The organism is Mesorhizobium sp. M0410 (genome assembly GCF_040321435.1).
In the GTDB taxonomy this organism is placed as follows: Bacteria; Pseudomonadota; Alphaproteobacteria; order Rhizobiales; family Rhizobiaceae; genus Mesorhizobium.
The window spans coordinates 209,182-221,906 of record NZ_JAMYRN010000002.1; the positions used below are offsets into that span (position 1 = coordinate 209,182).

A 12,725-nucleotide genomic window follows, 5' to 3' on the forward strand; every position below is an offset into this window, starting at 1 on the left:
CCTCACTTCAGCCCGGTGCCGGCAATGCCGGAAGTGATGTAACGCTGCAGGAAGACGAAGACGAGGACGACGGGGATCATCGTCACCACGGTCATCGCCAGGATGTAGTGCCACTGCACGTTTAGCTGGCCGGCATAGGTATTGAGGCCGACCTGGAGTGTGTAGAGTTCCTTGCGCGACAGCACCACCAGCGGCCACAGAAAGTCGTTCCAGCGCCAGACGACCGAGAAGATCGCCAGCACGGCGAGCGCCGGTGCTGCAAGCGGCAACACGATGCGCCAGTAGATCTGCCATTCGGAAGCGTTGTCCATGCGCGCCGCATCGAGCAGCTCGTCGGGGATGGTCAGCATGTATTGGCGCAGCAGGAAGACGCCGGTTGGCGTCGCCACGGTCGGCAAGATCACGCCCCACAGCGAATCGAGCAGCCCAACGGCGCCCACCACCGAATAGAGCGGCACCAGGATGACCGACAGCGGCACCATCAGCGTACCGACGATAACAAGCATCGTCAGATCGCGACCGCGGAACTTGTATTTCGACAAGGCGAAGGCGGCCATCGAATTGGTGAGCAGCGTGATCAGCGTCGCCATTGCCGTCACAAAAATCGAATTGCGCAGATAGCGCAGGAAGTCGAAATGGACGAAGGGCTCGGTGTAGTTCTCCGTCGCGAAGCCGATTTCGCGCACCGGCTGCCGGTCGGCGATGTTGATCTTGACGACATCGTTCGGCGCCTGCGGGTCCACCATCTGCGCCATGATGCCGATGCGCCGCACCTCGGCCAGCACCTTGGTCGAACCATCCGGCAACTTCACCCTGTATAGGGCCAGCGGCTTGTCGTAGCCTTCGACCGTCGCCTGTTGGCTGACATAAGGCATTATGGTCGGCGGGAACTCGGCGAGCTGTGCCGGCGTCTTGAATGACGAACCCACCAGCCAGACGGCCGGGCCGAACATGATGACAACACCGCCGAGCAGCCACAGCCAGCTCACGATATCCGTCCAGTGCCAGCCGCGACCGCCGCGCCGGCGGGTCAGGAATGTCACGACCCGGCTCATTCGCGGGCTCCTTTCCGCTCACCCCGGCGTCCGACCTGCAGCTGAACCAAGGTGAGCACGACCAGCACCAACCCCATCAGGATCGAAGCCGCCGAAGCCAGCCCCGGATTGCGCAACAGGGAGGCGAAGCCGATCTCATAGATGTACTGCGTGATATAGAGGGTCGAGGTTCCCGGCCCTCCACCCGTCAGCACATAGACTTCGTCGAAGATCTGCACGGCGCGGATCAGCGTCAGTACGATGACGACAAGCAGATTCGGCATCAGCAGCGGCAGCGTGATGCGCCAGAACACCCGCGCCGGCTTCGTGCCGTCCATCTCGGCCGCTTCGTAAAGGTCGCGCGGGATCGCCTGCAATCCGGCAAGCAGGATGAGCGTGTAAAAGCCCATATGTGCCCAGACCGAAACGCTGACGGCGGCGGTGAAAGCCCAGAAACGGTCCGTCAGCCAGTTGTGCGGCTCGCCGCCCAGATCATGGACGATCAGGTTGAGCAGGCCTTGGCGCTGCAGGATCCAACGCCAGATCAGGCCGGTGACGACAGGCGACAGCAGCACCGGAAAGAAGAACACCGCGCGCCAGAAGCTGCGCCCGACGATCTCGCGGTTGAGGATCAGCGCTGTCGCCATCGACACGGCCGTCATCAGCGCCACCTGCACGACGACGAACAGGCCCGTATTGTGCACGGCCTTCCAGAAGAGATCCTCGTGGCAAGTGGCAGTGTCCAGGTAGTTGCCGCAATCGAGCAGGCGGCGGTATTGCTCGAGCCCCACATAGGTTCGGTCCTGCAGGAAGTAGGCCGTTCCCGACGTGGCCGAATAGAAGAAGTTGATGATCATCGGCACCAGGACGAAAATGCCGAAGATCGCCATGTTTGGCGCGAGGAAGAACGCGGCCATGCCACCGGTGCCCGTCGCGCGCTGCCAGAACTTCAGCGGCACGTTGACGATCGATGCCAGCCAGACGACTGGCGCCGCGAGCGCGGCGCCAGTCCATGCCTTTAGTGTCGCGGCGGCGGTCACTTCGCCTCGGCAACCTTGTCGGCGATATCCTGGTCGATTCTGCCCCAGGCATCGTCGAGGCTGAGTTCGCCGGCCATCACTTGGCTGACGCGCGTCACCAGCGCGGCGAAGTAAGCGTTGGCCCACTTCCACGGCGGCAGCGCATCGGCCGCCGGCAGGGTTTCACCCGCCGCCTTGACGAACTTGTCGAGCGCCGGACCGACGTTCTTGTCGGCCGAGACCCATTTCAGCCCGCCCTTGTCTACGACGCCCTTGTGCGCGGGCAGAAACAGCGTGCGCTCGCTGAATTCTTTCACCACGTCTTCACGGGCCAGATAATCCATGACCTTGGCGACGTCCTTGGGATTCTTGGTGTATTTGATGGCAACCAGCGCCGCGCCGCCCTTCACGCCCGAACATCCTGCGGTACCGCAGGGCGAGCCGGTTGCCACCCAGTCGAAACTATCGCCGATCTTGGTCGACAGATTGGCGACCTGCCAGCTGCCCGAATAGTAGAACGGGATCTGGGCGTTGATGAAGTCGTCGGCGGCCGCGCGATAGGTCGAGCCTGCCGCCGACACCCAGGTATCCTTCAGCATCAGGCCCTTGGCGGTCCAGTCGACGAGCTTGCCGACGAACGCCTTGGTGCCGTCGTCCACTTTCGCCGGCATGCCATCGGGGCCGATATAGTTCGCTCCGAAGGAGACATTCGGACCCGAAATGCGGTGACCGGAACGGTCGATGGCGAAGGCAGCCGGAAGCTGCTGGCTCTTCGCCACCTCGGCGGCGGCGGCGATCCAGTCGTCCCAGGTCGCTTTGTCACCGGGCAGCGGCACGCCGGCCTGTTCGAACAGCGTCTTGTTGGCGAAGCCGCCAGTGAGCGTGAGCTGGGTCATGAAACCCGGGATGGCGTTGGAGCCATCGGGGCGCATCCAGTCCAGCGTGTCAGCGAAATTGGCCTCCCAATATTTCGGATCGGCCACCAGTGGCCTGAGATCGAGCCAGTGCTGGGCAAGCTCCTTGATGTTCGTGACGCGGGCGATGTCCGGCCCCTGGCCGGCTTCGAGCTGGATGGGCAGCTGCTCCTGGATCACCTTGTAGGCGACGTTGTCGAGCGTGACGTGGATGTCGGGATTGTCCTTCAAGAAGCGGTTCAGAATGTCCTGGATGACATCGCCCTCGACGCCGTCCGAATACCACATGATGCGCACGTCGCCGGCAAACGCGCTGGTCGATGCGAGCAGACTGACCGATAGCGCGGCCAGCAAAGTGCGGGTCTTATTCATGCTTCGTCTCCTCCTTTAGCGGGGCGGCGCCCCGATGGTTCAAGCGGCCACGCCCTCTCCTCTTGAGCGTCGCAGCCGATTTCCTCCCTATCCTCCTTGCTTCATGCGCATCGCCTCACCGCGCACGATCCAATTGGCCGGATCGAGTGTGCGTCCCTCAGCCACGATCCTTGCGTCGGCCAGGAAATGCACCGTGCCGTACTCCGGATCCTCGACGGTCAACTCGCCGTCGGGACCCGACCGCACAGACAGGCCGGCAAAGGCGCCCGCCCAGGCGTCGAGCGCCGGCAGATTGGCATTCCGATCACCGAGGCGGACGATCCATGTCGTCCTGCGTCCCGGCGCCCGCAACTCGTTGCCGGCGGTCGGGCCGGCCACGACCTGCGTGAGCGGAACATCCGTCTTCAGCATAACGAAGGCGTCGCCAGATTGCGCGAACGCCCGATCGCCACCCACTTGCACGGCATCGAAGGCTTTTGCGGGGAACCAGGCGTGTGTAAAGTCGGGCTGTTCATCCGAGCAGGAGAAGCTGACTATTGCGAGGTCGCGGTATTGGTGAAGCCGGGGCAAAGTGCCTGAGCCGCCCCAATATGATGGTCTGCCATATCCCGACTGCAGCACTTCGCCGGGGTGGTTGATCCAGATCTGCGCATCCGGGTTCTTGCCCAGCCGGGCGTGAATGACGGTCTCCTGATAACCCCATTGGTTCCAGCGGTAGCCAGCGGCGCTGCCCATCGCATGGTTGCGCGTCTTGTAGTGGTAGAGCCGCGCGAAGCGGTCTTGTCCCTGCGCGAAAGTCCATTCCCACGCCGTATCGTCGGTGAGGGAAGCAATTGCAGCCAACCCATCGGGAACGCTCAAATCGTGATCCCGCAGGCAGAGTGCCAGCTGCGGCAGCGCGTGAAAGCGCATGCCGTAATTGCCCTTGCCCCATAGCATGCGGCAGATGCCGGATAATTCCAGGGAACGCGCGGCGCGCAGCGTGTGCTCATAGGAGCGGCCCTGCGCCCCGGTGAGGATGCCGCGATGCGCCGAGCGCGCGACGATTTCAAGCAGGCGTATGATTGCCTTGCCGGCACGTTCGGCGATGTCCTTGTCCGGGGCCAGCGCGTAGAGCGCGCACAGGCCCTTGAGGTCGATCGGGAAATAAGGCGCCGAGTTGAACTCGGCCATCTCCCATGCCTCGAAATGGTCGAGCCAGGCGCGTACACGCGCGGCTCCAACCGCGGACTGTTCGCGGCCAAGGCGGCCCGACCGCACGAACCGCATATCAGGCAACAGACCCCCAGCAATATAGGCGGCGGTGTGGAAGAGCAGCGCGTGGTTCTCGGAGAAGTACCACTGTACATCATTGCCGGGCTCGTCCATCCAGTAGCGATAGCCGAGGATGGCGTTGTCGACGCGCGCACGCAGGCTCGCTTCCAGCCGATCGCCATAGGCCGTGCGGCACCACAGCAGCGGCACCAGGATGAAGTCGGCGCAATCGTGACAATCCTCGATCGCCGGCAGCGTGCCGGCGATCATGGCGTCGGTCTCGGCGCCCTGCTGTCCGATCGCCAGGCGCGCCAGAGCGCGCACGGTGTCGGCCTCGGCGTGACCGGCGACCTCGCGCAGGGCTTCATCTATACGCGCGGCAAGCGTTTCTGGCGCATCGCCCTGACGGCGCGCGTGGCATATCTCGACGCCGAAGACACGCGATACGGCATGGTCGGCGACCTTCAGCGTCACCTTGAAATGGCGAAAGTCGGCCGGCAGCTGCTCGGTATCGGCGATCGGCAGCCGCGCCTGGCCCGCCGGCAGATCGAAGGCGAAGCGCACCGGCGCCTCGATCGACATGAAATCGCCTTCGATCTCGACCTCGACTTGCGCCTCGCGCGACAGGGCCACGCCGGTGACGAGCGCCACCTCGCCGCCGTCATAGGCGGGACGCTCGAAATGCATGTCGTCGAGGGCTGCTTCCATCGCATCGGCAACGCCGCTCTCGACTTCGATCGGCAGTGCCACCGAAGCAGCCGGACCGGATAGATAGTCGAGCTGGAAATAGTAGCGGGCGTCGCGCTCGGCGAGATCGTCGAACCACACGCGAATGTCGTTACGGCCGGCCTTCAGCGCGATCTTGAAATGCGCGGCACTTTCCAGATTGCGGCCGTAGGGCGCCATCCAGCCGGCTTCCCCACCGTTGGCAAAGAGTATGGCGCCGCCGCATGTGCGCAGCCGCACCAGCGCCTCGCCAGTCGAGGCCGCCTCGATGGTGGTCTCGGCCCAGGTTCCAAGCACCGTCGGCCGAAACCAGAAGCCCGACAGGTCGATGCGTGGTGAGGCGAAGGGCAGCCAGGTGCGCTCGGCGCCGAATTCGGCGCTGACCTGTGGTCGCTTGCCGCGGCGTTCCGCTGCGAACTGCGTACGGCACGGATATTCATGCGGAATGAAATTCTTGTGCTTGGTCAGGAAGAAGAAGGGATCCATCTCGCCTTGCATGGGCTGGTCGGCCACGTCGTAGCGCTGCCCGGCGATGGACCCGAGCCGCCAATAGACGATAGGCTGCCCCGCCGTGAGCGGCCGGCGCAGCGTAAAGTCCGTCCGAACGCCTTGCGCGGCCTCGCTCATCGCAAATCCTTCACGGCAACTGGATCGACATCGGTATAGGCCTGGTTCTCGCCGGTCATGCCCCAGACGAAAGCATAGGGGCCGGTGCCGGCACCCATATGGATAGACCAGGCAGGCGACAGGACGACGTCGCCGTCAGCGACCATCAGGTGGCGCGTCTTGTCTGGCCGGCCCATCAGATGGATGACACGGTCGGCCTCGGCGAGGTCGAAATAGCAATAAGCTTCCATGCGCCGCTCATGCAGATGCGGCGGCATGGTGTTCCACACACTGCCCGGCGCGAGGTCGGTGATCCCCATCAGCAAGAGGCAGGACGGGGCCACTTCGGGATGGATGTACATACGCAGCGTGCGCCTGTTCGCACGGGCCTCCTCGCCGAGCACAAGCGGCTTGGCTTCGCTGCTGACGATAAGCCGATGCGCAATATCGGCGCCGGCCGGAACCGAGTTCATGTAGAAGCGTGCCGGCCTCTCCGGATCGTCGCTCTCCAGCGTCACCTCACGCGCTCCGCGTCCGACATAGACGATGTCGCGGTTAGCCACGTGAAAGCGCCGGCCGTCCACCGCGACCGCGCCGTTGCCGCCGAGATTGGCGATGCCCATCTCGCGCGCGTCAAAGAAGAGCGGGGTGCCGACTTCGGCCCGGTTGCCGAATGCCAGCCGGTTGGCCAGCGGCACCGCGCCACCGACGATCATGCGGTCGACATGGGTGTAGACGAATTCGATCGCGCCAGGCCGGAACAAGCCGTCGACGAGGAACTCGGCCCTCAGCCGGTCCGTGTCCATGCCGGCAATATCGGCCGGCGACGCGCCATAGAGCGTCCGCATCACGCCGCCTCCACCTTCGACTGCAGATGCCGCGCGCCTTCGGTCAGGCACAGAATGGCCAGCGCCTGCCCGTAGCCCGTCGGATGGATGGGTATATCGCGATAGAACTGCAGGTCGGCGCCCATGCGTGTGCCATAGGACACGTTCGCAACCACACCTTTGTCATCGATGTTCGCCACCACGGCTTCCAAGGCGCGGAGCCCGGCGGCACGGCACTCTGTCGAGCCGATTCCGAGCCGCGCGGCTTTCATCAAGCCGTAGCCGAAGCCGGCCGTGGCGGAAATCTCCTCGTAAGACGTCGGGTCGTCGAGCAGAGTGTGCCAGGCGCCCGAACCCGCCTGCACCTCGAGCAGGGCGTTGATCTGCGTCTCCAGCACGCCGAGCAGATAGGCCCGAACCGAAGGCGCAATTTCGGCGAACTCCACCAGGTCGAGGATACCGACGGTAATCCAGGCATTGCCTCTCGCCCAACGCGCACGGGCGAAATTGTGCCGTCCCGCGAACGTCCAGCCGTGAAACCACAGCCCTGATGCCGGGTCAGCGAGATAACGGGCGTGAACCAGGAATTGCCTTTCTGCTTCCTCGACGAAGCGACGCTCGCCGGCAGCCTGGCCATACGATGCGAGGAACAGCGCCACCATGAACAGCGTGTCGTCCCACAATTCGTCGTCGTTGACCCGGTCCGAAACATCATGCTGGAAACCGCCTTCGGGTGTCCGCGGCAAGGCGGTGACTATCTGCTCGGCCCATTCGCGCAGCACCGGCTCGAAGCGCGGCTGGCGCCGGCGCCGCCACAATTCGCTTAGCGCCAAAAGGGGCGCGGTGGTGTTGACGTTCATCGCCGGGAGACCGGCAGCGATGCGTCGGTCATACCAGGCCTCGATCGTCTGCAGCAGCCGATCGTCGCCGGTCTGCGTCCACAGCCGAACCAGCCCGTAGAGCCCGACGCCTTGCGGCCATTCCCAGCTATCGAAGCTGACATAGTCGCCCGGCGTGCCGTCGAGATTCGGCTCATGGAAGCGCCCGTCATGACGCAAGCCGGTCATGCCCGCCACGAGGCTGGCAAGCGCGGAATTCAGGCGTTCGGCCGATAGCGGCATCACTCCTCCCGTTTCTCCCGCTTCATCAGAACTGTTTCACAGCTATTTTTCTTGCGCAATCTGAAAATTTTTTGCATTAATCGGATGACTTTGCCGGAGATGACGAAGCGGATGAATATCCAGGGCAAGCGCGGCCGCCCCAGCCGCCGCATTCGACTTGAGGAGATCGCGGCGCGTTGCGGCGTGTCGGTCAGCACCGCCTCCCGTGCGCTGAGCGGCGTCGGCGGCGTGAGGGATGAGCTTCGCACCAGGATCATCGAAATAGCGAAGTCGATGAACTACGCCATTCCCGCCTCGGTTGCCGGCCGCAAGGTCATCCTGGCCGCAAGCAGCGTGGCAATGGTGGACAGTGCCCGCAATCAGTTCACCTACCATGTCCTTGATGGACTCAACGAGCGCGCCCGGTTGCTGGGCGTCGAACTGGTGACCCGGCCAGTTTCGGCGCCCGAGGACGAAATCGCGCTGCTGCGTGAATCCGAGCGCGACGACAGCGTCGCCGGTTGCCTGTTTCTGACGCTGGACGATGACGATGTGCTGACGCTGACAGCCGGCTTCGCCAAGCCGATCGTGCTCGTCAACGGCGACGATCCCTCGATGCGCCATTCGAGCGTGACGCCCTGCAATCGCTCTGCCGCCATGCTTGCCGCGCAGCATCTGATCGGCCTCGGCCACCGCCGCATCCTGTTCCTGATGCGGCGTGGCCGGCGCACAATCGAGCGGCGCTATGAAGGTTGGCGCGACGCGCTGATCACGGCCGGCATTGCCGGGTTCGACGACTTCGTGGTCGAGGTGCAGGACTGGCTGCCGGAACTTGCGAGCAGAGCCGTGACCGAGCGCATCGCGGCCCGCGGCCTCGATTTCAGCGCCGTGCTGACGGCCGGCGACAGCCTGGCGTTTGGTGCCATCGCCGGCGTCCAGGAGGCCGGATATTCGGTGCCTGGCGATGTGTCCGTGGTCGGTATGGACGACTTGCCGCTCGCTGCCTTCTGCAACCCGCCGCTGACGGCGATGCACATTCCCATGCGCGAGATCGGATCGGCAGCACTTAGCCTGCTGCTCGACGACATGGCCCATTCGGGGTCGCCGCCGCGCCGCGTCGAGCTTGCCTGCAATCTCGTGGTGCGCCAGTCGACGGCACCAGCCCGGAGCGTCGCCGGCGGTCATCAACTGGTCTCTTGAGCGCGCGACTTGCCGCCAGCAAAGAGCAGCGGCAAACCCTCTTGCGTCTCCAGTTCAAGGACACGTCCAAGCAGGATCATATGGTCGCCAGCCGGAAAGCGGTCGGCGACGCTGCATTCGAACCGCGCCAGTGCGCGCGGCAGCAATGGCACGCCGTGCTCGCTCCACGACAGGTCAAGATCGGCAAAGTCCGTGCCCGACTTCGAAAAACGCCAGCACAGATCGATTTGATCTTCCGCCAGCACGTGAATGGCGTAGTGCGCGGAATTGGCGAAGGCTTCGAACCGGCGCGAGTGGCGGCCGATTGACCAGAGCACCATCGGCGGGTCGAGCGACACGGATGAGAAGCTGTTGGCAGTGATTGCGACCGGGCCGTCGGCCGTGCCGGTGGTGACGACCGTGACGCCGGTGGCGAAACGCCCGAAGGCATTGCGCAAAAGGCGTCGATCGCACACGACATGCTCCATCAGCGGCGCTCCCCCGTTCCCAGTGGTGTCGCTGGAATCCGGTCCGGCACCCGGCCATAGGCGTGGGGGAGCGAGCATGTCTTGAGCTGGGGCAGCACCTTGGTGCCGAAATGGCGCGCCTCGTCGAGATGCGGGTAGCCGGAAAAGATGAAGGCGCGGATCCCCATCTTCATATACGCCTCGATTTCCGACAGAACCTGATCGGTCGAGCCCACCAGCGCCGCGCCGCAGCCAGAGCGCGCTCGCCCGACGCCCGTCCACAGATGCGGCTCGACATAGCCTTCGGCGTCGGCGATCTGGCGGTTCCTGGCCTGGTGCGATACGCCGAGCGATCGGGCGTCGAGCGCGCGCTCGCGGATCGCCCTGCCCTGCTCGTCGTCCAGCTTCGAAACCAGCTCCCGGGCATATTCCTTTGCCTCGGCCTCGGTGTCGCGCACGATCATGTGGACGCGCAGCCCGTAGTCGAGCGTCCGCCCATGGCGCTCGGCGCGTTCGTGGACGGCTTTCATGCGGCCGGCAAGTTCCACCCTGGTTTCAGGCCACATCAGGTAGACGTCGCACTGTTCGGCGCAAAGCTCGAGTGCGTCGGGCGAATAACCGCCGAAATAGAGCAGCGGACCGCCATTTTGCTGATAGGGCTTCGCCGGTGCCGTCGAGAGCCCCTTGAAACGATAGACCTCGCCCTCGAAATCGATGCTGTCCCTGGTCCAGGCCTGGCGCAGTATCTGCACCACCTCGCGGGAACGCTGATAGCGGTAGGCGCTGTCGGCCGCCTCGCCCGGAAAGTCCGACGAAATGATGTTTACCGTCAGCCGGCCTTCCAGCATGTGATCCAGCGTCGCAATCGTGCGCGCCAGCATGATCGGCTGCATCTCGCCGCAACGTACAGCGGCAAGCAGATTGATCGTCGAGGTGACCGGCGCACAGCCGGCAACGAAGCTCAGCGTGTCCTGGCCGACCTGATAGGACGACGGACACAAGATGTTGCGGAAACCGAGTTCCTCGGACGTCTTCACGATCTCGGAGCAATGCGCCCAGCTCGAGCGCAGCGCGTCGTCCGGAACGCCGAGATAGTAATAGTCGTCCGAGCAGAGTGCGGCGAACCACGAGACTTCGGCTGCATCGAGATCCGGCGAGGTGATTGGGACGATGCTCATTGCCACTCTTCAGAAAAAGACGTCCGGGCCACTCTTCAATGACCTCCGGAGCTGCGAATAGGGCTTGCGTAGCATTCGTTTTGGTGTGGATCAATACTGTATCAATTTTGGAGCCAAGCCCTAAACCAGGATGCGATTGGAACACCGGATGCATTTGACAAGGGCGGACCCCGGCCACCGATCCAGCCAGATGCGCGGCCCCCTGCCTGTGCACTTGCAGACCAGCGAAATGCTGATCCGCGAAATCGCGGCCGGACGGCTGGCCGACGGGGCGCGGCTGCCGCCCGAGCGCGCGATGGCCGCGAGCCTCGGGATTGCCGTCGGCACGCTCAGGCGGGCGCTGGCAGATTTGACCGAAAAGGGCCTTCTCGACCGCATCCAGGGCTCGGGTAACTATGTGCGGGCGCGCGGCGACTTGCTCGGGATCTATGCTTTCTTTCGCCTGGAGCGTATCGGTGGCGGCGGCCTGCCGAGCGCCGACGTGCTATCCGTCGAGCGACTGCCCAAACCAGCCGACCTGCCGCAATTCGGCAGCGCCGGCGAAGCCCATCGTATACGCCGGCTGCGGCGGCTCGACGGCGAGCCGGCCGCGGTCGAAGAGATCTGGCTCGATGTCAGCCGCGCCGAGAGGCTCAAGCGCGAGGACCTGTCCGAATCCCTCTATCTCCACTACCGGCTCGCGCTCGGCTTTTCGATCGTTCGCGCCGAAGACCATGTCGCCGTCGCGCCTGTGCCGGACTGGGCCCCGCTCGAGTTCAGGCCACCGCCGGGGACGGTCGTGGGTTTCATAGAACGTATCGCCTGGGCTGGCGATGGCGCCAGCGCAGAATATTCCCGCAGCTGGTTCGATCCGGGCGCGGCGCGGTACGTCACACGTTTCAGATAGGCCGGAGCAAGACGCAGCGTGACCAGATCATCGATCGGCTACGGCATCATCGGCTGCGGCATGATGGGCCGCGAGCATATCCGCAACATCGCTCTGTTGCCCGACGCGCATGTGGCCGCGATCTTCGAGCCGGACCCCGGCATGTTGGCGGCGTCGCTGACGACGGCGTCGGGCGCGCGATCGGCGGCATCGATCGCCGAGCTGCTGGCGATGGACGAGGTGGACTGCATCTTGATTGCCAGCCCCAACCACCATCACCTCAGTCAGATGGAGGAGATCGCCGCACTTCGACCACTGCCGGTGCTGGTGGAAAAGCCGCTCTTCACCGCGGCCGCCGACGAGGGGCGAATCGCGGTGTTGAAAGCACGGCTTCCGCTCGTCTGGGTGGCCATGGAATACCGCTATATGCCGCCCGTCGCCGCATTCGTCGAGCAGGCGCGCCATGCCACCGGCGGCATCCGCATGCTGACGGTCCGCGAGCACCGCTTCCCGTTTCTGGCCAAAGTCGGCGACTGGAACCGCTTCAACCGCAACACCGGCGGCACGTTCGTCGAGAAGTGCTGCCACTTCTTCGACCTGATGCGGCTGATCCTCGGGTCCGACCCCGTCCGCGTGATGGCGAGCGCTGGACAGGCCGTAAACCATCTCGACGAACGCTATGGCGGTGAGAGGCCGGATATCCTTGACCATGGGTATGTGCTGGTTGATTTCGCGAGCGGCGCGCGCGCCATGCTGGAACTGTGCATGTTTGCCGAGGGCAGCCGCTACCAGGAGGAACTCTGCGCTGTCGGCGGCGGGGGAAAGATCGAATGTCTGGTGCCCGGACCAGGCCGTTTCTGGCCGACCCACCTTGGCCCTGCGCCAGTGCCCCAGTTGATCGTCAGCCCGCGCAATCCGCCTGGACCACGACTGCTGGAGATTCCCGTCGACCCCTGGCTGCTCGAGGCAGGCGACCATAACGGTTCGACCTTTTTCGAGCACGCTTGCTTCACCGCTGCCGTGCGCGGACAAGGCAAAGTGGAAGTGACCTTGCAAGACGGCTGGTGGGCCGTCGTCATGGGCCTCGCCGCCGAGAGATCGGCCCGCGAAGGCCGCGCCATCGAACTCGCCGGTGAATTCGCATTGCCGACCTAAGGCCAACCACGCATTCACCAAACCATCGG

At 64.3% G+C, this 12,725-nt stretch carries 11 protein-coding genes; 3 read left to right on the plus strand and 8 right to left on the minus strand.

Features of this window, described 5'->3' with window-relative positions; translation table 11 throughout:
- Positions 1-2 precede the first annotated feature (2 nt).
- The 6 genes from NKI63_RS03100 to bglB all read right to left on the minus strand — a co-directional run bounded on the left by NKI63_RS03100 (position 3) and on the right by bglB (position 7,873).
- The gene (locus NKI63_RS03100; RefSeq protein WP_352505178.1) at positions 3-1,055 is read right to left on the minus strand and encodes a carbohydrate ABC transporter permease; all 1,053 of its coding nucleotides are present in this window, start codon (positions 1,053-1,055) and stop codon (positions 3-5) included.
- Positions 1,052-2,074 (minus strand): carbohydrate ABC transporter permease, encoded by a 1,023-nt coding sequence (locus tag NKI63_RS03105; RefSeq protein WP_502896023.1) that lies wholly within the window; start codon positions 2,072-2,074, stop codon positions 1,052-1,054. The genes NKI63_RS03100 and NKI63_RS03105 overlap by 4 nt, the downstream gene beginning before the upstream one ends.
- On the minus strand, positions 2,071-3,339 hold the full coding sequence (locus tag NKI63_RS03110; RefSeq protein ID WP_352505179.1) for an ABC transporter substrate-binding protein: 1,269 nt from the start codon (positions 3,337-3,339) through the stop codon (positions 2,071-2,073). The genes NKI63_RS03105 and NKI63_RS03110 overlap by 4 nt, the downstream gene beginning before the upstream one ends.
- Positions 3,340-3,426: 87 nt before the next feature.
- Positions 3,427-5,946 (minus strand): hypothetical protein, encoded by a 2,520-nt coding sequence (locus NKI63_RS03115; protein ID WP_352505180.1) that lies wholly within the window; start codon positions 5,944-5,946, stop codon positions 3,427-3,429.
- On the minus strand, positions 5,943-6,773 hold the full coding sequence (gene kduI, locus NKI63_RS03120) for a 5-dehydro-4-deoxy-D-glucuronate isomerase (protein WP_352505181.1): 831 nt from the start codon (positions 6,771-6,773) through the stop codon (positions 5,943-5,945). The genes NKI63_RS03115 and kduI overlap by 4 nt, the downstream gene beginning before the upstream one ends.
- Positions 6,773-7,873 (minus strand): beta-galactosidase BglB, encoded by a 1,101-nt coding sequence (gene bglB, locus NKI63_RS03125; protein WP_352505182.1) that lies wholly within the window; start codon positions 7,871-7,873, stop codon positions 6,773-6,775. Before bglB ends, kduI begins: the two co-directional genes overlap by 1 nt.
- 99 nt (positions 7,874-7,972) lie before the next feature.
- Between bglB and NKI63_RS03130 the strand changes: the two genes are divergently transcribed.
- A complete protein-coding gene (locus NKI63_RS03130) occupies positions 7,973-9,052 on the plus strand; it encodes a LacI family DNA-binding transcriptional regulator (RefSeq protein ID WP_352505183.1) in 1,080 nt (359 codons plus the stop codon).
- Here NKI63_RS03130 and NKI63_RS03135 read toward each other — a convergent pair.
- On the minus strand, positions 9,037-9,519 hold the full coding sequence (locus tag NKI63_RS03135; RefSeq protein ID WP_352737042.1) for a flavin reductase family protein: 483 nt from the start codon (positions 9,517-9,519) through the stop codon (positions 9,037-9,039). The genes NKI63_RS03130 and NKI63_RS03135 overlap by 16 nt on opposite strands.
- Positions 9,519-10,676 carry an LLM class flavin-dependent oxidoreductase gene (locus NKI63_RS03140; RefSeq protein WP_352505185.1) on the minus strand — a complete coding sequence of 386 codons (1,158 nt, stop codon included), beginning with the start codon at positions 10,674-10,676 and terminating at the stop codon, positions 9,519-9,521. Before NKI63_RS03140 ends, NKI63_RS03135 begins: the two co-directional genes overlap by 1 nt.
- Before the next feature lie 229 nt (positions 10,677-10,905).
- Between NKI63_RS03140 and NKI63_RS03145 the strand changes: the two genes are divergently transcribed.
- The gene (locus NKI63_RS03145) at positions 10,906-11,562 is read left to right on the plus strand and encodes a GntR family transcriptional regulator (protein ID WP_352476701.1); all 657 of its coding nucleotides are present in this window, start codon (positions 10,906-10,908) and stop codon (positions 11,560-11,562) included.
- Between the two features lie 60 nt (positions 11,563-11,622).
- A complete protein-coding gene (locus NKI63_RS03150) occupies positions 11,623-12,696 on the plus strand; it encodes a Gfo/Idh/MocA family protein (protein ID WP_502896024.1) in 1,074 nt (357 codons plus the stop codon).
- Positions 12,697-12,725: the final 29 nt, after the last annotated feature.

Coding starts and splice junctions, on each gene's coding strand:
- kduI (WP_352505181.1), bottom strand. CDS start 6,773: ATGCGGACGCTCTATGGCGCGTCGCCGGCCGATATTGCCGGCATGGAC.
- NKI63_RS03115 (WP_352505180.1), bottom strand. CDS start 5,946: ATGAGCGAGGCCGCGCAAGGCGTTCGGACGGACTTTACGCTGCGCCGG.
- NKI63_RS03130 (WP_352505183.1), top strand. CDS start 7,973: ATGACGAAGCGGATGAATATCCAGGGCAAGCGCGGCCGCCCCAGCCGC.
- NKI63_RS03110 (WP_352505179.1), bottom strand. CDS start 3,339: ATGAATAAGACCCGCACTTTGCTGGCCGCGCTATCGGTCAGTCTGCTC.
- NKI63_RS03100 (WP_352505178.1), bottom strand. CDS start 1,055: ATGAGCCGGGTCGTGACATTCCTGACCCGCCGGCGCGGCGGTCGCGGC.
- NKI63_RS03140 (WP_352505185.1), bottom strand. CDS start 10,676: ATGAGCATCGTCCCAATCACCTCGCCGGATCTCGATGCAGCCGAAGTC.
- NKI63_RS03145 (WP_352476701.1), top strand. CDS start 10,906: ATGCTGATCCGCGAAATCGCGGCCGGACGGCTGGCCGACGGGGCGCGG.
- NKI63_RS03135 (WP_352737042.1), bottom strand. CDS start 9,519: ATGGAGCATGTCGTGTGCGATCGACGCCTTTTGCGCAATGCCTTCGGG.
- bglB (WP_352505182.1), bottom strand. CDS start 7,873: ATGCCGCTATCGGCCGAACGCCTGAATTCCGCGCTTGCCAGCCTCGTG.
- NKI63_RS03150 (WP_502896024.1), top strand. CDS start 11,623: ATGATGGGCCGCGAGCATATCCGCAACATCGCTCTGTTGCCCGACGCG.